This window comes from Mycobacterium paraffinicum, assembly GCF_001907675.1.
Taxonomy (GTDB): Bacteria; Actinomycetota; Actinomycetes; order Mycobacteriales; family Mycobacteriaceae; genus Mycobacterium; species Mycobacterium paraffinicum_A.
In genome coordinates this window covers 69,406-90,800 of record NZ_MPNT01000022.1, presented here as the reverse complement: position 1 = coordinate 90,800, position 21,395 = coordinate 69,406, and the positions used below count along the sequence as shown (strand labels likewise).

19 protein-coding genes are annotated in these 21,395 nt (G+C 68.5%); 4 read left to right on the top strand and 15 right to left on the bottom strand.

Annotated elements, in window-relative coordinates; all coding sequences use genetic code 11:
• A complete protein-coding gene (locus tag BRW65_RS21295; RefSeq protein ID WP_073877987.1) occupies nucleotides 1–837 on the top strand; it encodes a sugar phosphate isomerase/epimerase family protein in 837 nt (278 codons plus the stop codon).
• A 27-nt stretch (nucleotides 838–864) separates the two neighbouring features.
• On the opposite strand, the gene BRW65_RS21290 is transcribed toward BRW65_RS21295, so the two are convergent.
• From BRW65_RS21290 to BRW65_RS21280, 3 genes are all read right to left on the bottom strand, one after another.
• Entirely contained in the window at nucleotides 865–1,113 is a 249-nt protein-coding gene (locus BRW65_RS21290) for a hypothetical protein (protein WP_073877986.1), read from the bottom strand.
• A gap of 170 nt (nucleotides 1,114–1,283) precedes the next feature.
• A complete protein-coding gene (locus BRW65_RS21285; protein ID WP_073877985.1) occupies nucleotides 1,284–2,507 on the bottom strand; it encodes an FAD-dependent oxidoreductase in 1,224 nt (407 codons plus the stop codon).
• A gap of 13 nt (nucleotides 2,508–2,520) precedes the next feature.
• Nucleotides 2,521–4,122, bottom strand: a complete 1,602-nt coding sequence (locus BRW65_RS21280; RefSeq protein ID WP_073877984.1) for an arylsulfatase — start codon at nucleotides 4,120–4,122, stop codon at nucleotides 2,521–2,523.
• Between the two features lie 118 nt (nucleotides 4,123–4,240).
• Here BRW65_RS21280 and BRW65_RS21275 point away from each other — a divergent pair, with 118 nt between their 5' ends.
• Entirely contained in the window at nucleotides 4,241–5,260 is a 1,020-nt protein-coding gene (locus tag BRW65_RS21275; protein ID WP_073877983.1) for a nitronate monooxygenase, read from the top strand.
• On the opposite strand, the gene BRW65_RS21270 is transcribed toward BRW65_RS21275, so the two are convergent.
• From BRW65_RS21270 to BRW65_RS21250, 5 genes are all read right to left on the bottom strand, one after another.
• A complete protein-coding gene (locus BRW65_RS21270; protein WP_073877982.1) occupies nucleotides 5,255–6,079 on the bottom strand; it encodes a class I SAM-dependent methyltransferase in 825 nt (274 codons plus the stop codon). The genes BRW65_RS21275 and BRW65_RS21270 overlap by 6 nt on opposite strands.
• Nucleotides 6,076–6,546 carry a GbsR/MarR family transcriptional regulator gene (locus BRW65_RS21265; RefSeq protein WP_073877981.1) on the bottom strand — a complete coding sequence of 157 codons (471 nt, stop codon included), beginning with the start codon at nucleotides 6,544–6,546 and terminating at the stop codon, nucleotides 6,076–6,078. Before BRW65_RS21265 ends, BRW65_RS21270 begins: the two co-directional genes overlap by 4 nt.
• 94 nt (nucleotides 6,547–6,640) lie before the next feature.
• Entirely contained in the window at nucleotides 6,641–7,909 is a 1,269-nt protein-coding gene (locus BRW65_RS21260; protein ID WP_073877980.1) for an amidohydrolase family protein, read from the bottom strand.
• A gap of 41 nt (nucleotides 7,910–7,950) precedes the next feature.
• Complete coding sequence (locus BRW65_RS21255; RefSeq protein WP_073877979.1) at nucleotides 7,951–8,724, bottom strand: class II aldolase/adducin family protein; 774 nt, start codon at nucleotides 8,722–8,724, stop codon at nucleotides 7,951–7,953.
• Nucleotides 8,711–10,318, bottom strand: a complete 1,608-nt coding sequence (locus BRW65_RS21250) for a class I adenylate-forming enzyme family protein (protein ID WP_073877978.1) — start codon at nucleotides 10,316–10,318, stop codon at nucleotides 8,711–8,713. The genes BRW65_RS21255 and BRW65_RS21250 overlap by 14 nt, the downstream gene beginning before the upstream one ends.
• A 901-nt stretch (nucleotides 10,319–11,219) precedes the next feature.
• Between BRW65_RS21250 and BRW65_RS21245 the strand changes: the two genes are divergently transcribed.
• Complete coding sequence (locus BRW65_RS21245) at nucleotides 11,220–11,579, top strand: SHOCT domain-containing protein (RefSeq protein WP_073877976.1); 360 nt, start codon at nucleotides 11,220–11,222, stop codon at nucleotides 11,577–11,579.
• On the opposite strand, the gene BRW65_RS21240 is transcribed toward BRW65_RS21245, so the two are convergent.
• The 4 genes from BRW65_RS21240 to BRW65_RS21225 all read right to left on the bottom strand — a co-directional run bounded on the left by BRW65_RS21240 (nucleotide 11,556) and on the right by BRW65_RS21225 (nucleotide 16,133).
• The gene (locus tag BRW65_RS21240; RefSeq protein WP_073877974.1) at nucleotides 11,556–12,080 is read right to left on the bottom strand and encodes a hypothetical protein; all 525 of its coding nucleotides are present in this window, start codon (nucleotides 12,078–12,080) and stop codon (nucleotides 11,556–11,558) included. The two genes, BRW65_RS21245 and BRW65_RS21240, sit on opposite strands and share 24 nt — an antisense overlap.
• The gene (locus BRW65_RS21235; protein WP_084187890.1) at nucleotides 12,073–13,437 is read right to left on the bottom strand and encodes a molybdopterin-dependent oxidoreductase; all 1,365 of its coding nucleotides are present in this window, start codon (nucleotides 13,435–13,437) and stop codon (nucleotides 12,073–12,075) included. The genes BRW65_RS21240 and BRW65_RS21235 overlap by 8 nt, the downstream gene beginning before the upstream one ends.
• Before the next feature lie 175 nt (nucleotides 13,438–13,612).
• Nucleotides 13,613–15,019 (bottom strand): fatty acid desaturase family protein, encoded by a 1,407-nt coding sequence (locus BRW65_RS21230; protein ID WP_073877972.1) that lies wholly within the window; start codon nucleotides 15,017–15,019, stop codon nucleotides 13,613–13,615.
• Nucleotides 15,020–15,035: 16 nt separating this feature from the next.
• The gene (locus BRW65_RS21225; protein ID WP_073877970.1) at nucleotides 15,036–16,133 is read right to left on the bottom strand and encodes a ferredoxin reductase; all 1,098 of its coding nucleotides are present in this window, start codon (nucleotides 16,131–16,133) and stop codon (nucleotides 15,036–15,038) included.
• 256 nt (nucleotides 16,134–16,389) lie between these two features.
• Between BRW65_RS21225 and BRW65_RS21220 the strand changes: the two genes are divergently transcribed.
• Nucleotides 16,390–17,262 carry a DMT family transporter gene (locus BRW65_RS21220; RefSeq protein WP_244168152.1) on the top strand — a complete coding sequence of 291 codons (873 nt, stop codon included), beginning with the start codon at nucleotides 16,390–16,392 and terminating at the stop codon, nucleotides 17,260–17,262.
• Here the strand turns inward: BRW65_RS21220 and fadD1 are convergent.
• From fadD1 to BRW65_RS21205, 3 genes are read right to left on the bottom strand one after another with little or no spacing between them, the layout of a single operon-like run.
• Nucleotides 17,241–18,827 (bottom strand): fatty-acid--CoA ligase FadD1, encoded by a 1,587-nt coding sequence (gene fadD1 / locus BRW65_RS21215; RefSeq protein WP_073877968.1) that lies wholly within the window; start codon nucleotides 18,825–18,827, stop codon nucleotides 17,241–17,243. The two genes, BRW65_RS21220 and fadD1, sit on opposite strands and share 22 nt — an antisense overlap.
• Nucleotides 18,824–20,416, bottom strand: a complete 1,593-nt coding sequence (locus BRW65_RS21210; protein ID WP_073877966.1) for a flavin-containing monooxygenase — start codon at nucleotides 20,414–20,416, stop codon at nucleotides 18,824–18,826. The genes fadD1 and BRW65_RS21210 overlap by 4 nt, the downstream gene beginning before the upstream one ends.
• Nucleotides 20,413–21,369 (bottom strand): alpha/beta hydrolase, encoded by a 957-nt coding sequence (locus BRW65_RS21205; protein WP_073878014.1) that lies wholly within the window; start codon nucleotides 21,367–21,369, stop codon nucleotides 20,413–20,415. Before BRW65_RS21205 ends, BRW65_RS21210 begins: the two co-directional genes overlap by 4 nt.
• Nucleotides 21,370–21,395: the final 26 nt, after the last annotated feature.

The window sequence follows — 21,395 nt, the reverse complement described above, 5'->3', positions numbered from 1 at the left end:
ATGACGACGGCGGGGACGGATCGGCTCGGCATCGGCATCGGCATGCTGAGCGTATTCGGGCTTCCCCCGGTCGAATTGGTGAATTTGGCGGCGGACCTGGGTTGCCGCTTTGTCTCGGTCGCGGTGCAGGGAATGCCGCTGGTGCCGCTGGGCTATCCCCGCTTCTCCCTGACCGACGACGCCGGCCTGCGACGGGCCGTGCTCGCCGCGATGGATGACCGCGGCGTGACGATCTCGCTCGGTGACGGTTTCCTCGTGCTGCCCGACACCGACATCAGCGCGTTCCGTGCGGATCTCGACGCGCTGGCGGAGCTGGGCGTTCCCCGCATCAATGTGGTCAGCCTCGACCCCGACCTCACCCGCAGCTTCGACCAGTTCGGCGCGCTGACCGAGCTCGCCTCCCACCGCGGTATCCAGACACTGGTCGAACCGGTGCCGGGGCTGACCGTCGGCGATCTGCCGACGGGGCTCGCGGCGGTCGAACACGTGGGACGGCCCGACTTTCGCTTACTGATCGACACCATGCATCTGGTGCGCTCGGGCTCGGGCGCCGCCGATGTCGCCGCAATCGAATCCGTCCGCATCGGTTATGCCCAACTCAACGACACCACGTTGCGGGCGGGCGGCGGAAATTACATGGAAGAAGCCATGTTCGACCGCATGGTCCCCGGCGAGGGCGAGCTTCCCCTGCGGGACATCCTCTGCGCGCTCCCGTCCGACATTGTGATCGAACTCGAGGTGCCGCAAAAGCAGTTGGCGTTGGACGGCGTCAGCCCGATCGACCGGCTGCGCCCGTGCGTCGGCGCGGCGCGGCGGTTGTTGTCCGAAATCCCGTGACCCGGACGTCAGGCCCGAACTCCGGGGTCAGGTGCAGGGCACCCCGTGCGGGCCGCCGATCCACTGGCCGGGCGGCGACTGCCAGGGGCAAAGCTGCTTGACCTGTCCCGGCGGCAGCGGGTTCCAGTGGCCGTTGTCCACGACGTGCGGGCCCGGCGGCACGGGCGGGGGCCACGGTCCCGGGTGCGCCTGCGCCATACCGGCACCAAGGCCGAGCGCCGCTGCGCTCAACGCGCCGACGACCGCGGTCTTACCTGCGAATTTCTTGATGTTCACTGTGCTGGCCTCCTCTCGGTCCCGCGGCTTCCCATACGGAATGTCCGCGGTGTGCGGGGATGGACCGATCTCACGACCCCAAACTGTCCGGGGAGAATACCCACGCTCCCGAAGTAGCAAACCGCCCCCGCGTCCAGGGGCCCGGATCGGCGTCGACTCAGCCGACGCGGTCAGCCGTTCCCGGGACGCGCGAACGCCGGCGCGTGCTCGGGCAAGACCCCGACACCCACGAAATACGCCGGCACGATCGACAGCCACGGCAGCCGTTGCATCAGGCCGAGTAATGCCGCGGGCGGGGTGGGGTCCGCCCCGCGCAGCAACGGCCCGAGCAGCGCCCGGTGCAGCACCTGCTGCACCAGTTGCGTCGCCACCGTGGGGAAGACGCGCCGGCGGTGCACCGCGGCGAGTTCGCGGTCGCCGGCGCGGTGTCGGCGCAGCGGTTCGGCCAGAATGGTCGCCGCCGCAACGGCGTCCTGTATCGCCAGGTTGATGCCGACGCCGCCCAGCGGCGACATCGCGTGCGCCGCGTCGCCGATGCACAGCAGCCCCTTGGTATGCCAACGGCGCAACCGATTCACGTGCACGTCCAGATGTTTGACGTCGTCCATGGATTGCAGCGCCGCCACCGACTCGGGCATGTCGGGTAACAACTCTTCGACGTCGTGACGGAACGCCTCGATGCCACGCGCCCGCAACTGGGCGTCGGTGCCCTTGGGCCCAAGGTAAGCGATCTGGAAGTAGCGCTCCCGCGGGATCACGGCAAGACCCTTCCCCGGGCCGAGGCGAGGGAGGAAGGAGTACTCCACGTCTTCCTTGTGCGGCAACCGAAACCACCACACGTCGAACTTCACCGGAAACTCGCGCGCCTTGAGTCCTGCCTCCTGACGAGCGATCGACCAGCGGCCGTCGCACGCAACCGTCAACTCCGCCCGCAATTCGCCCGGGCCGTCGGGCCCGCGGTAGCGCACCCCGGCGACCCGGCCCGCCTCCCAGACCAGCCCGGTGACTTCGGTGTTCATCCGCAGCGTGAAGCTGGGCTCCGCCTGAGCCGCATCGGCCAGTAGGTTGAGCAGGTCCCACTGCGGCACCATCGCGACGAAGGGATGGGGCTGGCGTAGCCGCTCGAAGTCGACATAGGTCACCGACCGCCCATTCGATTCGAGTTTCGCGGTGCGAACCTCGGTGAAAGGCAAGGCCGCGAACGGTTCCCACAAACCCAGCTCGTCGAGTAGGCGCATCGTGGTCGGATGGACCGTGTCGCCGCGAAAGTCGCGCAGGAAGTCGCCGTGCTTTTCCATCAGGGTGACCTGCACACCCGCCCGAGCCAGTAGCAGCCCCAGGACCATGCCGGCCGGGCCGCCACCGATGATTGCGCAGGTCGTCGTCTCAGCCATCAGAACTCGGCCATCAGAGCTCGACGTCGAACACCGAGACGGGATCGAGGATCAGCCCGGTTTCCTCGACGTAGCGATCCCACAGCGTCAGCAGCTCGGCCAGCTTGTCGGGGTGCGAGCCGGCCAGGTCGTGAATTTCACCAGGGTCCGCCGCCAAGTCGTAGAGCTGCCAGCTGCCCGGGCCATAAGGTGCCGGCAAATGCAACGCCTTCCAATCCCCCTGGCGAATCGCCCTGCGGCCGAACAGTTCCCAGCCCGTGCCGGTCTCGGCGTCGTGAACGGCCTCCGCACCGCCCGACAGGTACCCCACCAGCGAGCGGCCGCGCATCGGCGCTATTTCGCGACCACGGTACGACGTGCCGGGGTGCGACGCGCTCGCCAGTTCGAGCACGGTCGGGGCGATGTCCATGACGGTGCTGAACGCGGTGCCGATCTCCCGCTGGCGCTCAAACCCCGGCCAGGTGACGAAACCGACCACGCGGATCCCACCTTCGGTGGTGAACGCCTTATGCAACCGCGACGGCGCGGTGGCCGCTTGCGCCCACCGTGGCCCGTACCAGATGAACGAGGAGGGCCGGCCCAGGTTGTCCAGGCTGTTGTCGCAATGCTTTTCGATCTGCGCGACGATTCGGGCCCCGACCAACGGCATGGCCTCGACGATCGCTCCCTCGGCGCCGTTGTCGGACAAGAAGATCACGACGGTGTCGTCCAGTTCGCCGCGGCCCGAAAGGTAGTCGAGCACCCGGCCGATATTCCAGTCCATCCGGTCCACCATCGCGGCGTAGACCTCCATGCTGCGGGCCGACAGCGCGCGCTGTTCATCGGTCATATCGGCCCACTCGGTGGCACCGTCGGCCACGACCGGGTGCGCCTCGACGTCGGGCGGGCACAGGCCCAGCCGCTTGAGCGCAGCCAGTCGCTCCTCCCGCAGGGCGTCCGGCCCGGCGTCATAGCGGCCACGGTATTTCGCGATGGATTCGTCCGGCGCCTGCAGCGGCCAATGCGGGGCCTGGAAGGGCAGATACGCGAAGAACGGCCGGTCGTCCTCCGGCGCGCGTTCGGTGAAATACTGCAGCAGCTTGTCGGTGTAGAAGTCCGACGAGTAGAAGTCATCCCCGACGGTGACGAACTGATCGTCCTCGGTGTATAGCGTTGGCACGGGCGAGAAACTGCGCGCGCCACCGCCCCCGAAATGGCTCGCCCCGGCCGGCAACAGCGCGAACGAGCGCTCGAAACCGCGCGCCCAGGGCGACCTGTCGATCGTGGCGCCCAGGTGCCACTTGCCCGACATCAGCGTCAGGTATCCGGCATCGCGCAGCAGTTCCGGCAACGCCACCACCCGGTCGTTCAGGTAGCCCTCGTACCCGGGCGCGCCGCGGAACCCGGGGCCGGCGACCTCCAGCATGGTGCCGATGCCGGCGATGTGGTGATCCGTCCCCGTCAGCAGCATCGCCCGGGTGGGCGAGCAGGCCGGCGCGGAGTGAAAGTCGGTGAGCCGGATCCCCGCGTGGGCCAGCCGGTCGAGGTTGGGCGTCTCGATTTCGCCGCCGAACGCGCCGATATCGGAAAACCCGAGGTCGTCCGCCACGATCACGAGGAAGTTGGGCCTCTTCACGCTGAAGCATCCTGCCAGGTCCGGCGCCGGGGTGGAATGCTGGCGCGACGGGGCGTGGTTATTGTCGAGGCGGCGTTATCCGCGTTCGGCGCAGCGCGACACCCGGAAGGGCCCCGACATGCTGGCACAGTTCGAAATGTCCATCCCGCTGGTCGCCGCCCCGATGGCGGGCGGCCCGACCACCCCCGCGATGGTGTCGGCGGCCACCCGCGCGGGCGGCCTGGGCATGCTCGCCGCCGGCTACAAGACCGTGGAAGCCGTCGAGTCTGAGGTCAAACAGGTTCGCGCCGAAGGAATCCCGTTCGGCATCAACCTTTTCGCGCCCAATCCGCTGCCGGTTGACCCCGAGAGCTACCGGGCCTACGCGGCGATCGTCCAGCGCGACGCCGATCAGTTCGGGCTGGCGCTGCCCCCGGACCCGATCGAAGACACCGACAAGTTCGACGAGAAGGTCGCGCTGCTGCTCGACGACCCGGTTCCCATGGTGTCGTTCACCTTCGGCATCCCGCCGGGCGCCGTGATCGCGGCGCTGCGCAAGGCGGGCACCGTCGTGGTGCAGACGGTGACCACGCCCGACGAGGCGGTGCGGGCGCGCGACGCCGGGGTCGACATGCTCGCCGTGCAGGCGGCCGCCGCCGGTGGTCACTCGGGCACCCTGTCGCCGCGAAAGCCGTTGACGCCGGTACCGATCGCCGAGCTGGTTGAGCGGATCGTCGCGGCCGTTCCGCTGCCGGTGCTGGCCGCCGGCGGGCTCGCCACCCCCGCTGCGGTGGCCGAGGTGATCCGCGCGGGCGCCACTGCGGCCGCCGTCGGGACGGTCCTGCTGCGCGCGGACGAAAGCGGCGCCTCAGCCACGCACCAGGCGGCCCTGACCGATCCGGCGTTCACCGAGACGGTGCTCACGCACGCCTTCACCGGGCGCCCCGCCCGCGGGCTGCGCAACGCGTTCATCGAGGCCCACGAGGCTCAGGCGCCGCTGGGCTATCCGGCCCTCCACTACCTCACCAGCCCGCTCCGCAAGGCGGCGGCAGCGGCGGGCAAGCCCGAGTACGTTCACCTGTGGGCGGGCACCGGCTACCGGAACGCCACCGCGGAACCCACCGCCGAGATTCTGCGGCGGCTGGCTTCCGACCTATGAGTATTCGAAGCGATTCAGCACGTCGTAGTTGCGGGCGCCCGCCACCCACATGACCTGATAGATCAGCCGCACCATCCGCGAGTCGATCTGCCGGTAGCCGGCCAGCGTAGACGTCCGCTCGAGCAACCGCAGCCTCGGGTTCCACGACTCGAGCTCCCGCGCATCGCGGATACCCCACTTGATGATGCCCCGGGTGAACACCTTCGACAACAGTGGCGCCAGCGCCGAAAGCGTATCGAAATGCATTTCACCGCTTTGGAATCGGTCCGTCAGGCGCTGCAGCAAGTCGCGGACCTGCTGCTCGGTCAGATACATGAGCAGGCCTTCGGCGACGACCAGCGTCGGGTGGCCGGTCGGTACCTGGTCCAGCCACTTCGGATCGGTCACCGATGAGCCGACCATCCGATACCGTTCGGTGTCGTCGTAGAGCCGCCGCCGCAGCTCGATCACGCCGGGTTGGTCGACGTCGAACCACAGGGCCGACGGCGGCACGGCAAGCCGGAAGGCGCGGCCGTCGAGGCCGCACCCCAAGTGCAGCACCACCGCGTCGGGATGGCGCCGCAAGAAATCCGCGCACCAGTCGTCGAGCTGCTTGGCGCGCAGGGCGACCAGGTACTGGTTCGACGCCGGCATCGAGCTCCGATGGATCCGCTTGAAGTCGTAGTCGATCCGCTCCACCGCTTCCGCCGCCGTCTTGTCACCCAAAACGGGCCGGCTCGAACGGCTTTCGTGAGCCCGCAGATAGAGCGTGACGAGATTCGTCCATTCCACCGAGCCCCACGGCACGGCGGTGAAGTCGACCTTGTCCGTCGATGTCATGGCTTTCTCCTTGCCGCCCGGTATTCGGTCCACATCTGCATGAGCTGGTCTCGATAGGCGTTGGTACAGAATTCGCAGAAATCGCGGAAATCCTCGACGCGCCGGCGCTGTTCGGCACGGTCCTCATCCAGCACGGAAAGGGCGAACTCGGCGGGCTCGATGCCCAGCCGCATCAGCGAGAGCTGGGTTTCCAGCACGCTGGTGAACCCGCCCGGCGTGACCCGGTAGAGGTGCTGGCGGTCCGGGCTGGGCAACCGCTCCACCATGCCGCCCTCCAAAAGCTGCCGGGCGACGGTACTGATCGAGGCCTTGCTGACCGATAACGCGTCGGCCAGCTGGGTCAAGGACTGCTGCGGCGGATGACAGATCAGCAGCCATCCGTACAGCCGGCCCATCGTCCGGGTCGCGCCGAGCAGTTCGAAGAACAGCCCGATGCGGTCTACGAACTCGGCCTCGTCCGGCGACATGATCCTCCGCTACGTTTAGTACGTACTGAACGTAGTATATGCAAGGGGACCCGATGAGGCAAGGGGCCGTTGCGGCGTGGTCGGCCCCCGGGGTTTAGAACGCGTCCGGATTCCGCTGCACTTCTTCCGGCACGGGGTGGTGATACAGGCGAGAGGCGTTCTCCCAACTGAACTTCCGGATCACGTCAGCGGGCAGGTCGCCGATTTGCTCGTGGATGATCTGTTGGGTGTGGGGCCAGGTCGAGTCGCAATGCGGATAGTCGGCCTCCAACATGATGTTGTCCACGCCGATCCGGTCGCGCTGCACGAACGAGGATTTGTCCTCCACCGCGCAGAACCAGAAGTTGCGGGTGAACACCTCTGCGGGCGTGAGGCTTTCGCCCAGAGCCGCCCAGGTGCCGTACATCTCGTGGTAGCTGAGCATGTGGTCCAGGCGATCCAACAGCCCGGCCACCCACCCGATCCCGCCTTCCGACAGGCAGATTTTCAGGTTGGGGAACCTGCTGGGCAGCCCGGAATACAGCCAGTCGACCGCCGCGGAGATGGCATAGGCGAAGAACAACACGCCCTGTACGTCCGGCGGCGCGTCGTCGGTGGTGGACGGCGAGGAGCCCGACGAGCCGATGTGCAGGTTTACGACGGTGTCCGTCTCGGCGCAGGCCGCCATCATCGGGTCCCAGTGTTTGGAGTGGATGCTGGGCAGCCCCAGCATCGCCGGGTTCTCGCTGAACGTGACGGCGTGGAATCCCCGCTCGGCGTTCTCGTAGATCATCTGGGCACCGAGGTCGGGGTCCAGCAGCCACGGCAGTTGGCACGGAATGATGCGTTCGGGATACGAGCCCGCCCACACCTCGAGATGCCAGTCGTTCCACGCGCGCACCGAGGCCAGCGCCAGATCGCGATCGGTGGTCACCTGCTGCAGCCGCTGGCCGGCGAACCCGGGCAGGAAGGACGGGAAATTGAGTGAGGCGTAGATCCCGTTGAGGTCCATGTCCTTGACGCGCTCATGGATATCCCAGGCGCCCCTGCGCATTTCGTCGAACCGGACGGGTTCGAAGCCATACTCGGCCACGGGCCGGCCGACGACGGCGTTGAATCCGACGTTGGGCAGCTCCCGGCCGTCGTAGACCCACGTCTGTCCCCCGCCGCCGGTCTCGACGACTTTGGGCGCCCGGTCGGCGAACTTACGCGGCAGCCGCCCGGTGAAGGTGTCCGGCGGCTCGACGATGTGATCGTCGACGGAGATCACCGTGTAGCGCCGCGGCGCGCGCGGCGGGTCGGGCAGGAACGTGACCGAGCGTTGTTCGCCGGTCTTCGCGGTGGTGAAGTTCAGGTTGCCGGCCAGCTCGTCGATCGATTTCACTCGTCAATCTCCTTGCGCGCCTGCGTGGTTGAAAGGGAGGTTCACGTGAGCACGTCGGGGTCGGCCTTGATGGTCATCCGCGCCGCACCCGCCCAGTACACGTCGGCGGCGCGCTCGACGAGCGAGCGCTGCATGCCCGCCATGTCGGACCACTTCATGGCCACCGGCTCCTTGCCGGTCAGCAGCACGTCGTAGGCCAGCTTGCATACCCGTTCGATGGACGCCGCGCGGTAGACGGCTTCGGGCAGGGTGCGGCCGGTGGCGATGACGCCGTGGTTGGCCAGGATGGTCAGGTTCGCGGCGCCGATGCGGGCCGCGAGTTCGGCCGCGCGGGCCGGGCCGTCGATCTCGCCGTCGTAGCTGTCCACCAGGCACAGGTCGTCGAGGAAGAGCGAACCGGTCTGGTGCACCAATTCGGGCAGCCGGCCCAGCGCGGCAAGCACACACACGTAGTAGGGGTGGTTATGGATGACCACCCGGGCGTCGTCGCGGACGCGGTGCAGTTCGGTGTGGATGTGGATCGCCGGGGTGACGTCCCAACGGCCGCGCAACACCCGGGCGTCGGCGTTGACCACGCAGATGTCCGACGCGGTGATCTCCTGCCACCACAGCCCCCACGGATTGACCAACATCTCCGTCCGGCCGTCGAGCTGCCAGGTGATGTGTCCTGCCATGTTCTCGGCGAACCCGATGCCGGCCAGGTGGCGGAAGGCCACCGCGAGGGCCTGCTCGTCGGACAAGTCGACCCCGATCGGGGGAACCACCGAGGGCGCCCAGACCTCCAGGCCGCCCCGGCGTGCGTCAGGAGCATTCATCTTCGGCCTCCGTTCTGGCTCGAATATCCTCGCGGAGCCGGCCCTTGGCAACCTTGCCGCCCGACGACCGCGGAAGCTCGTCGACCACGATCAGCCGCTCGGGCAACAGCTCCTTGGACACGCCCAGCGCCAGGAGGTGTTCGACCAGCTCGGGCAGGTCGATCTTGGCCGAGTCGACGAGTTCGGCGTAGAGGCACACCTTTTCGCCGAACACCGGGTCGGGCATCGCGACCGCCGCCGCCACCGCGATCGCGGGGTGAGTGGTGACGGCGTCCTCGACCTGCGTCGCGCTGATGTTTTTCCCGCCGCGCAGGATGAAGTCGGAAGTTCGCCCGGTGACGGTCAAATACCCGTCTGCGTCGATTTCGCAGATGTCACCCATGCGCATCCAGCCGTCTTCGGTGAACAACTTGTCGTGATCGGTCCCGCCGAGGTAGCCGAGGCTGGTCGCCGGGCCGCGGCAGGCCGGCTGGCCCTTGCCCGTCGCGGTCACGTCCCGGTCTCCGTCGAAGAGGCGGACCGCCATTTCGGGCACGATCCGCCCGCCCGTGCGCAGTCGCCGTTCTCGCGTGTCGTCGACCGTGGTGGCGCTCAGCATCCCGGTTTCGTTGGAGCCGTAAAACTGCAGGATCTTGGCGCCGGTGAGTTCCTCGAACTCGGCGGCCGGCCGGTAAGGCAGCGCCTCGCCGCCGGTGAACACGACGCGCAGTGAGCTCAGGTCGTGGTCGCGGGTCGCGGGATCCGCCATCAGCATGGTCAATTGCGTACTGACACAGCACAATACGGTGGCCCGATGGCGGGCGATCGCCTCGCAGGTCGCCCCCGTGCTGAACCGGCCCAGGATGACCGCGGTGGCGCCGAGATAGATCGGCGTGGTGTGGCTGGTCCATAACCCGAAGCCGAACGGCGTCGGGATGACCGGCAGGAAAACGTCTTCCGACGTCAGCAGCCCGTTGGCGACGGCCTTCTGGTGGAAGTAGTACCAGCGATTCTGGGTGTGCACCACGCACTTGGGCAGGCCGGTGGTCCCGGACGTCGAGTTAATGAGGAAAACATCGTCGGGCCCGAGCCGGGATTCGGGGGCGAGCGCCCGGGATGCCGCCCGAACGTTGAGTCGTGGCAAGCCGGCGTCCCAGCCCAGCGTCAGCGTGGGCAGCGCAAGCTCCTCGGCGACGGCCGCCGCGGTGGCGCCGCGCTGTTGGTCGCTGATCAGGATTTTCGGCTGGGCGCTGCGCAGTATCGCCGCGACCTCGCGGGCTCCGGCGCGCGCGCCGACACCGACGACGACCGCCCCACACCGCTCGATCGCGACGAACAACACGTGCAGGGCGGCGGAGTCGCCGTGCCACACCGCCACTCGGTCGCCGGGCTCGATCCCCGTGCCGGCCAGCCCCTCGGCCAGAGCGCTTGCGGCATCGTCGAATTGGCGCCAGCTCAGTGCGGACCCGGGATGGTCGACATAGGCGAGCCGCTGCGGTGACCGTTCGGCGTTGCGGCGCACCGCGTCCGACAACGTCGCGTCCGACCAGAAGCCGCAGGCACGAAAATGGGCCGAGTCCTCGGCACTGAACGCCGGCGAGGACGCGATCTCCATCAGCCGATGATAGGAAAGCGGCCGGCGGCCGCGTCGGGGATGCCCCGCTAGGGGTTCCCGGGGGCCGGCGCGGGCGCGTCGTGTTGCGGGTCGCTAACGGGGCCCGGGGGACGGGGTCGCGGCTTATGGCAGTTGCGCGTGCAGCCGCAGTTGAGGCCGATGATGCAGCCGCCCCCGCCGGCGGGTTGCACCGGCAGGGCGCCGCCTGGGGCGGGCGGCGGCGCCGGCGTCACGTTCGACGACGGCGTGGGGTTCGCGGCCCGGCTGACCATCCCGGCGTCCGACCAACCGAACGCCAAGACGAGTGCTGCGAAGACACCGCAAACTGCGGCCACCGGCTGGGCTTGTCGAATCTTCACAATCTCTCCAGTGCGCTTTCTCGCCGCGGGCGAGCAATCTGCGCGGTCAGACTAGGGATTTGGCGGCGTGGAGGCGGGCGGGGCGTGCTGTGGATCGCCGGCTACGGCCGGCGGACGTGGGTGTGGCGGTGTTTGGCAGTGTTGAACACATCCGCAATTGAGGCCGATGAAACAGGGCGAGCTGGGCAGTCCGAGGGCACTCGCGGCGATCGATGACGATGACGACGGCGCAACGGTTTTTGTCATCGCCGTCGTCGGGGCGACGCCGAACGGCGTCAAGACGAGTGCGGCCAGGCAGGCGCACAACGCCGTCGCCGTCCCGATCCGCCCGCGTCCCATGCTGACCAGAGTAGTTACTCGTCGCCCAACGCGCAGAACACGCGCGGGTTTCAGAGAACTTTCCAAGAAGTTGTCAAGAATCCTCCAAGCGCGGCCGTGGACCGTGAACGCGCTCAGCGCCTTGGGATCGGTAGCGGTCCCGTCGCGTTGCACTTGGCACATCACAGCTGCACCGCAGCGACCGACACGGAGGTTCATGGCGGATGAAAAGTAAGGTCGTCGTGCTGCTGGCCGGCGGGATGCTCGCGCTGGTCCTGCTGACGCGTTATTTCGCGCTGAGCCGGGCTGGCGTGCCGTTGGGGTGGATGCTCTACCTCGGGCTGCCGATCACCGGCGCCGGCGTGTTGTTCGCGCTGCGGCTCATCGACCTCGGTGCGGGATGGACCACCAAGGGTGGGTCGATGCCGCACACCTGCGGCATCCACGCCCACCCGGCCGCGTTCCCGCGGCCCGAGCCGCCGCTTTACGACCGCCTCAAACAGCTGGAAGACCTGCACGCCAGGGGCGCCATCACCGACACCGAGTACAGCGCCCAGCGCCTACAGATCATCGCCAACATGTAGGTCCGGTGCCGCCTCGGCGCCTCGCCGGGCCGTCGCCGTGCGAACCGCGTAGCTGGCGGCGCTGACGCCGAACATCGCTGCGGTCAGCAGCAGCCAGCGGCCAAGAAAGGGATCCTGCGTCTGGCCGGTCGCGGCCGAATACGTGGCGGCGCCCTGCTTGATGATGCCGGGCAGGAACACCAGCAGCGTCAGGCCCGCACCCAGCGCGGGCACCCGGATGTAGTTGATCACGGGCACACGCCGCGGCGGGAGCCGGACGATGGAGCGTGACAGCAGTCGGTCGAGCAATGCGTAGATCGGAAACAGCACCAGGTCGTGGGCGACGATGGCCGCCGCGAACCACACGGCGATCGACTGCCACCACACGTGCGGGTTCCACAGCGTGACCGGTTTGCTGGTCGCCACCACGTAGCCCAACAGGGCGAACCCGGCGGTCAGGGTCAGCAGGTGCCACGGTCGGGACCCATAGAGCCTGATGAAAGCCACTCGCGCGCTACGCATTTGGCGGGGCCCTGAAGACGATGGATTCGACCCATTTGGTGTTGTGTACCCCCGGCAACGCGGGCACGATGATGCGTGCCGGAAAGCCATGATCCGGGGACAGGTCGGCGCCGTTGACGCGCAGGGCCAGCAGCGCGTCGGGGTGCAGCACCTGGCTCCCCTGCAAGGTCGCGCGGCCGAACGCGCCCCCGCGCTCCAGCGACGAGACGTATGCCGACTCGGGTGCCGGAACGCCGGCAAGCCTGGCCAGATCCGCCAGCCGCACGCCGGTCCACGTTTGGGTGGTGGACCAGCCTTCCACGCAGGCGATCGGCAGCGTGGCGGTGTGCAGCTGCATGGCCAGGAGGGCCTGGCGGTCCAGGACGACGGCGTGCGGGCCTCCGCTCAGCGTGAGCCGCCAGCGCTCGCCCGCGGTTTCCGGGGAAATGCCGGCCACTAACGCGGTCCGGTTGACCTCGAAGTCGCCGGGTCCGTTCCCGGGGGTCCGCCCGCGCGGAAGCAGCAGTGCCGCGGGCCGCGTGAAGCCGCCCAGCGTCTGCCCCGCGGTGATGACCGCCATGAACACGGCACCGCCGCCCACCAGCGCCAGGGCGCCGCGCCGGCTCATTGTCGCGGGCTCCGGATCCGCGGCGACCAGCCCGTCCGGCTCCCACGGTTGCGCGCGGGTCTCGGCGCGCCCGGTGCGCAGCACGTCGCGCGCCGAGATCGAGCGCAGGCCGGACCACATGGCCGGGATCTTGATCGCGATATGCACGACGAATCCGGTGATGAACACCCACGCGCCGAAGTAATGCGCGGTGTAGAAGCTGAAACCGAAGATGTAGTCGTACTGGATGTTCAGTACGCCCGTGACGATTTCGAACAGGGCGCCGCCGACCAGCATCAGCAGCGAAACCCGTTCCAGCACTTGGGCAATGGAGCGGGCGGGCGGCCAGGCGAACAGTCGCGGGATCACCGACCAGAGTTTGGCCAGCACCACGGGGATCAGGATCAGTCCGAGCCCGACGTGCAACCCCTGGGTCAGCCGATACAGCCACGGCGGGTTGGTGGGCCAATCGAACGTCGGCAGCTTCAGCCATCCGACGTCGCCGGGGATGGCCTGGCCGAACCGCGGCCCGTAGGCGATGTACGACAGCAGGCCGGTGATGATGACGATCGGCAGCGTGACCAGCAGCACCGAGCCGAACACGGATGTCAGCCATGGCCCGCGCAGGGGGCTGCGCCAGCGCTGCGCCCGCCTGACGCCCGGCGGGGGGTGCTCATCGAGCCGGCGCCACAGCCGCGAGGGAAACCCGTAACCGCCGGAGTCGGTCGGCTCGGTCTCTTCGGTGCGGGAACTCTGGACGCGGCGCATCATCGATGATCATCCACGAGCGGGCGCCGAAAATGGTTCAGATTCGGGGGTTCGGCAGTGCGCGTCAGGCCGAGCGCGTCAGGCCGAGCGCGTCAGGCCGAGCGCCGCGCCGAGTGTGGGGCCTATGCACGTAGATCCGCCCGAATTCGTGCATAGGGCGCACACTCGGCGGCCTGCGTCAGTCTTTGCCCCGCGGCGGCGGCTGCACCTCGACGCCGGTGGAGTCGTGTTCGGGGCCCGCCGCCGGGTGTTCGGCCGGGACACGGTCGCGGAACCGCGTGCTTTCGCTGGGCCGTTCGGGATCGGGCCGATGGACGTTGCCGTGGTATGGGCCGGGCTTCGGCCGGGGGCTACCGCCCGGGAAGGCCAGCCGGAAGATGCTGCGGTGCACCATCGCCCACTGCTTGGAGAAACGGCCCGAGTTGTACGGCAGTTCGTAGCGCTCGCAGATGTCCTTGACCTGCGGCGCTATCTCGGAGTATCGACTGCTCGGCATGTCCGGGTAGAGATGGTGCTCGACCTGGTAACCGAGATTGCCGCTGATGATGTGGAACAGCGGGCTGCCGTCTATGTTCGCGGCGCCGAGCAATTGGCGCACGTACCAGCCACCGCGGGTCTCGTTCTCGACCTCTTCTTGCGTGAACGTGTAGGTCTGGTCCGGGAAGTGGCCGCAGAAGATGATGGCGTGCGCCCACACGTTACGGATCACGTTGGCCAGCGCGTCGGCGGCCAGCGTGCGCAGGTAGGTGCTTTCGACGCCGGGCGCGACCTTGTCGAGGAAGTTCGCCGCCGCGCCGACGCGCCCGCCCTTCGACACCCTGCGCAGCCTTCTGGCGATGCGGGACTGCGCCGGCTGTTCGAGCCGTCCGCGCAACGCCAGCTGGGTGAGCCCGAACGCCCCGGCGCTGATCAACGGCCAACCCAGGTAGTCCTTGACGATCTGGGCGCGCGCCTTGACCCCGATGCCTTTGAGGTCCTTGCGCACTTCCGACCAGGGCTTTTCCCGCTTGCGGATGGCGTCGATGTCCATGTCGTGGACGGCCACGCCCCACTCGAACAGCAGCGTCAACAGCAGGTTGTAGATCGGTTGACCCAGGTAGCGCGGCGCCCATTTCTGATTGGGGTCGATGCGCATGATCTCGTAGCCGAGATCCTTGTCCTTGCCGAGGATGTTGGTGAAGGTGTGATGGATGTAGTTGTGGGAGTGCTTCCACGACTCGGCGGTCGACGCGGTGTCCCAGTCCCAGACCGAGGAGTGGATGTCGGGATCGTTCATCCAGTCCCATTGACCGTGCATCACATTGTGGCCGATCTCCATGTTCTCCAAGATCTTCGCCATGGAGAGGCAGGCCGTGCCGAGCAGCCACGCGGTTTTCGAGCGCGACGCCAGCAACAGCACGCGGCCGGCCACCACGATCTGCCGTTGGGCCGCGATCACGTTCTTGATGTAGCGGCGGTCGCGGTCGCCGAGGTCGGCGAACACCTCGTCGTGGATCGCGTCGAATTCCTTCGCGAGCTTTTCCAGTTCTTGTTCCCCCAGGCGGGAAAGCGGTGACTCCGCAACCCGTTTCACGGCGGTTGTCATAAGCCGCTCCTTTCGATCAGAGTTCGAGTTCGACGTCGCCCTCGGCGGTGTTGATGCAGATTCGGACGTCCTGCTCGGTCGGTTCGATCACGTCACCCGAGCGCAGGTCGCGCAGTTTGCCCGACTTCAGCGTCCCGACGCAGGTATGGCAGATTCCGATGCGACAGCCATAGGCGAGATTGAGGCCGGCCTTCTCGCCGGCCTCGAGAATCGATGTGCCGCCATCACATTCGACTTCCTTGTCGCTGTCGAGGAAGCACACCGTGCCGCCCTCGCCGGCGTTGGCGTCGCCGCCGATCTTCGGCTGGAACCGCTCGAAATGCAGGCGGTCCCGATCGCCGTTGTCCTCCCAGTGCTCGATCAGCGCGTCGAGCATGTCGCCGGGCCCCGAGCAGAACGCCTCGCGCTCGCGCCAGTCCGGGCACACGTCGTCCAGGTCGCCGGGCGTGAGCCGCCCCTGTTCGGAGGTGAAGCGGAGATCCAGCCGGAGTCCCTCGTGTCGTTTCTCGAGCTCTTCCAGTGCGGGCAGGAACATGGCCTGCTCGCGGGTGCGGGCGGAGTGAATGACGACGGTGTCGCGCAGTTCGTCGCGGTGGTCGAGGTCGCGCAGCATGCTGATGATCGGGGTGATGCCGCTGCCGGCGCTGATGAACAGCATCTTGTCCGGCACGGGCTCCGGCAGGGTGAACACGCCCTCGATCTCGCCGAGCCGCACCAGGTCCCCCGGCTGAATCTTGTGCACGAGATACGGCGACACCACGCCGCCGTCGACCCGCTTCGGCGTGACGCTGATCAGCCCGTCGTCGGGTGTGGGATCCGATGTCAGCGAATACGCACGCCAGTGGTACACGCCGTCGATGACCACCCCGAGGCGCACGTACTGACCGGGCTTGTGCCCCGGCCACTCGTATCCCGGGCGGATCAGGACGCTGGCGGCCTCCGAGCCCTGCTGCTCGATGGCCTCGACCTTCCCGCGCAGCTCCTTGGTGGTCCACAGCGGGTTGATCATCTCCAAGTAGTCGTCCGGCTGCAGCGGGCTGAACAACCTGCGCACCGCGCGCAGGAACAGCCGGCGCCCGCGTGGGACTTGGGGTTCAGCGCCGCGTTCCGCCATGCCATCAGAGTAGACAGTTGTACACCGACCCTAAACATCCGCTTTGAATTCGCATGTAACACAGTTGTTCAACAACCGAACAATGGCATACAAAAACCGTACGACCGTTCACTGGTAGCGATTGGGATTTGGCTGGGCTCAGCGCCACTCGTACCTGTGACGTGCCCCACACGTGTCGCGCCCAAACATTTGTTCAGAGGATTCTCAGCCGACCGGCTCGGCGCGCCCCTCGTCGCCGACACCTATTGTTCGTGGTGTGCTGATCGGGTTCCTGCTCGCGCTGGGGTGCTCGGTCTGTTATGGCACGGCGTCGGTGTTGCAGGCGGCGGCGACGCGATCGGTGGAAGCCGGCAGCGGCTCGGGTGTCGATACCGTGCTGCTGATGCGGGCCGCCCGGCAATGGCGGTACATCGTCGGCGTCGGCCTCGACGCGGTCGGCTTCCTCCTCCAAGTGGCGGCGTTGCGTCTGGTGCCGATCTACGTGGTGGCCGCCGCGCTGGCCGCCTCGATCGCGGTCACCGGCATCGCCTCCGCGTGGCTCCTGTCCGCGCGGCTGTCGCGGGCCGAGTGGACGGCGGTGGGGGTCGTGTGCGCGAGCCTGATCGTGCTCGCTCTCGCGGCCGGACCGGGCCACTTCCGGCGCGCCCCGGCGGGGCTGGGCTGGGCGCTGCTGGGCGTGGTGGCCGCGATATTCCTGGCCGGCGCCGTGGCGGGCCGACTGCCGGACCGGCCGCGCGCCCTCGCGCTCGGGCTGGCGGCCGGCACCGGGTTCGGGGTGATCGAGGTCGGCGTGCGGCTGATCGAGGTGATCAATCCGACCCACCGCGCCTTCTACGCCAATCCGGCGCTGTACGCGGCGGCCGCGGGCGGGGCCGCCGGGTTCTTGCTGCTGACCTCCGCCCTGCACCGAGGCTCGGTGACCACGGCCGTCGCCGGGATGGTCGTCGGTGAAACCATCGCACCCGCGTTCGTCGGCGTGGTGTGGCTGGGCGACAGCGCCCGCGAAGGCCTGGGCTGGCTGGTCATCGCGGGCTTTGTGGTGGCCGTGTCGGCCACGCTCGTGCTGGCGCGATTCGGCGAAGCCCCACAGGAACTTTCCGAGTCGGGTCAGGACGAAGCCGTCAGCTGACCGTAGGTCGTGCCGCGCGCCGGGCGCCTCCAGAGCACGCCGCCCTCCGCGCTGGCACCCGCGGCCATCAGCGCGCGTTTGAGGATCTTGTTGGTCGCCGTGGTGGGCAGGTCGGCGTTGATGCGCACGTAGCGCGGCCACGCCTTGGGCGACAGGTCCGGCTGTGCGGCAAGGAAGGTCGCGAACTCGTCGGGCCCCATCCGCGTGCCGTCGCGCAAGACCAGGGCGGCCATCACCTGGTCGCCGACCCGGTCGTCGGGCACCGCGTACACCGCGACCTGGCTGACCCCGGGCAGCCGCTCCAGGATCCGCTCGATCGGGCCGGCCGCCAGGTTCTCGCCATCTACCCGCATCCAGTCGGCGGTCCGGCCGGCCAGGTAGATCCAGCCGTCGGCATCCCGGTACGCCAGATCGCCGGACCAATACATCCCGTGCCGGACCCGCTCGGCGGTCGCGGCCGGGTCGTTGTAGTAGCCGACGAACGGCCCCGCGCCGGTCGTGTTGACGAGCTCACCCACCGCGGCGTCGAAGTTGGTCAGCGCCCCGTGTTCGTCGAATTCCGCGACGGCGCACTCCTGCAGCGTCGCCGGGTTGTAGATGCCGACTCCCGGATACGGTCTGCCGATCGATCCCGGCGGAGTTCCGTCCTCGCGGACGACGATCACCGCGAACTCGCTCGAACCGAAGCTGTCCACCACTCGGCAACCGAAACGCCGCGCGAATTCGGCGATGTCGCGGTCGGTGGCCTCGTTACCGAACGCCACCCGCAGGGTGTTGTCGGCGTCGTCGGGACGCTCGGGGGTGGACAGGATCAACGCCAGGGGCTTGCCCACATAGTTGAGGTACGTGACGCCATAACGGCGGACGTCGTCGAGGAAACGTGACGGCGAGAACCGGGCCGGGACCATCGCGGCGCCGGCGCCGATGGCGACCGCCCATCCGGCCGCTACACCGTTGGAGTGAAAGAGCGGCATCGACAGGTAGCACACATCGTCGGCGGTGACGTCGTACTGAAAAACCAGGCTGGCGCCGCACATGATCATCATCGCGTGGGCGAGCCGCACGACCTTCGGGTCTCCACTGGTCCCGGAGGTGAAGATCATCATGAAGGTGTCGCCGCCTGCTACCTCGCGCTGCGGCACCAGGGGCGGCGCGGTGGCCACCAGTTCGGCGTAGCGCCCGCCGGTCACGTCGAGCACCTGAATCCCGTTGAGATCCAAGCCATCCAGCAGGGCCCGGTGTTCGGGGTCGACGAGCAGCAGCTGGCAGTCGGAGCGCCGAATGTCGGCCAGCAGCCCCGCCCCGCGCCGCGTCGTGTTGATCCCGCACAGCACGTAGCCGCCCAGCGCGGCCGCGGCCATGGCGCGCAGCATCGCCGGGGAGTTGGGCAGCAGGGCCCCGACGTGAAGCGGGCGAGTGGGGTCGGCCAGGCCGATCACCGCGGCGGCCTCCGCCTCGGCCTCCGCAAGGTGTTCTCGCCAGGTCCAGACGCGCTCACCGCAGGCCACGGCCGGACCGTCGTCGTTGCGGCGCTGCCGCAGCAGCTGCTGAACCGTCTCGATCATCGGGTCGTCAGCACCAGCCCCGCGTATCGCTGACGCGCCACCGCGTCGCAGTGGCGCCGATAAGTGCCGAACCCGCCGGCGTAGGGCATGAAAACCCGTTTCTTGCCTTCGATATTGGCGCCCAGGTACCACGACGACGCGGCCTTCGGAAAGAGCGTCTGCTCGGCGGCCCTGGCGACATGGTCCGTCCAGGCCTCCGCCGCGTCCCGGCGCGGCTCCACTTCCGTCACCCCGAGGCGGCGGGCGGCGAGCACGAGTTCGATCACCCAGTCGACCTGCACCTCGGCGTGCAGGACCATGTTGGCCAGCACCGACGGGCTGCCCGGCCCGCTGATGGTGAACATGTTCGGCAGGCCGGGCACCATCAGCCCCAGGAACGTCAGCGGGCCGTCGGCCCAGACGTCGCTCAGCCGCACTCCCCCAGGGCCCTCGGGGTCGATGCGGGTCAGCGCGCCGGTGAGCGCGTCGAAGCCGGTGGCGAAGATCAGCACGTCGCACGGATAGGTCGCCGCGCTGGTGCGGACACCGCCGGCGGTGATCGCCTCGATGGGCTCGCGGCGCAGGTTCACCAGCGCGACGTTGTCGCGGTTGAACGTCTCGTAGTAGCCGCCGTCGGTGCAGATGCGCTTCGTCCCGATCGGGTGGTCGACGGGGATGAGATCGGCGGCCACGGCCGGGTCGGCGACGATCTCGCGGATGCGCTGCTCGGCGAATTCGCGGGCGATGTCGTTGGCCGCCAGGTCGGAGTTCTGGTCGGGAAAGGTCTTCGCGAACAGCACGCCGCCCTCGCGCCAGCGTCGCCACAGGGCTTCGGCGCGTTCCTGCGGTTCGGTGTCCACCGCCTTCTTGTGGTACGTGCCGTGCGGGGTGCCCGCGGCCGCGTATGCCGAGAGGCGGCGGCGCTCGGGATACTCCTCGCGGATCCGCCGTTGTTCCTCCGGTGTCCAGGGGCGGTTGGGCATCGGGATGCTGTAGTTCGCCGAGCGCTGGAACACCACCAGGCGGTCGGCTTGCGCCGCGACGAGCGGAACCGCTTGGATGCCTGAGGATCCCGTCCCGATAAGGCCTACCCGCTTGCCGGTCAGGTCGGGGTCGTCACGCGGCCACGCCGCGGTGAAGTACGCCTCGCCCGCGAAATCGTCGACGCCGGGGATGTCGGGGCGGTTGACCGCCGACAGGCAACCCGTCGCGCAGATCAGGAACTGCGCGGCATCGGCCTGGCCGTCCCGGGTGCTGACCCGCCACCGCCCCTGCTCGAACACGGCGCCGACGACGTCAACCTCGAATCGGTAGTGGCGGCGCAGGTCGAACCGGTCCGCGACGTGGCGCAGGTAGGCGAGGATCTCCGGTTGTGCGGCGAAGCGCTCGCTCCAGGTCCAGCTCAGCTGGAGCTTGTCGTCGAAAGAGTAAGAGTAGTCCACACTTTCGACGTCGCATCGGGCCCCGGGGTACCGGTTCCAATACCAGGTGCCGCCCACGTCGGGCGCCGCCTCGAGCCCGCGCACCGAGAGGCCCGCCGACGCCGCTCGGTGCACGGCGTAGAGCCCGGCGAACCCCGCACCGATCACGATCACGTCGGTTTGCGTCATGTGGACTCGCAGAGGGTGGGCCGCAGGAGGGCCCGCAGGTCGGCGAAGACCAGGTCGCGGGCCGAGGCCGCGGGCGGGAAGGACAGAATGGTCAGGAAGCCGTGGAACAGATCCGGGAAGTCGCGATGCACCACGCGCACCCCCGCGCCGCGCAATCGGCGCGCGTAGTCGCAGCCCTCGCTGTGCAGGGGGTCGAGACCGGCGGTGACGATCACCGCGGGCGGCAGGCCGGCGTGCGAACCCACCCGCGCGGGCGCCACCAGGTGGGGCGGATCCAAAAGCGTTGCATCGCCTAAATATTGGCGCCAATACCACCGCATGGCGGCGCCGGTGAGGAAGTAGCCGGTGGCGCAGCGCAGGTAGCTCTCGGTGTCGAAGGACGGGTCGATGACCGGGTACAACAGGACCTGTGTGGCGGGCCCGGTGACCGCCCTTTCCCGGCACAGGACGGCGGTGACCGCGGCGAGGTTGCCGCCGGCGCTGTCGCCGGCGACGGCGACGTTCGCCGGGTCGATGCCGAGCTCGGGCGCGTGGTCGACCACCCAGCGGAATGCCGCGAAGGCGTCCATGGCGGCCGCGGGCGCCGGGTGTTCGGGCGCGAGGCGGTAGCCGATCGACACGACGACGGCCTGGGTGCCGCGGGCCAGGGCGCGACAGAAGCCGTCGTGGGAGTCGATGTCGCACAGGACGAATCCGCCGCCGTGGTAGAACACGATCGCGGCGCGGTTGTCCTGGGCGTCGCCGTGCGGGTAATAGATCCGCGCGGGGATGTCACCGGCGGGCCCCGGGATCGACCGGTCCTCGGTGCGGCGGACGTCGTCGATGTTGGTGACGGGCTGGCGTCGCTGGGCGACGGCGGCGCGGGCCTGCTCCGCGGTCATGGTCTCGACGGGCGGGAATCCGGCGTTCAACTCGCGCAGCATCGCCGGGACGACGTCAAACGGATCGTCCATGTACACCTCCCGAGCTCATCGTTGAG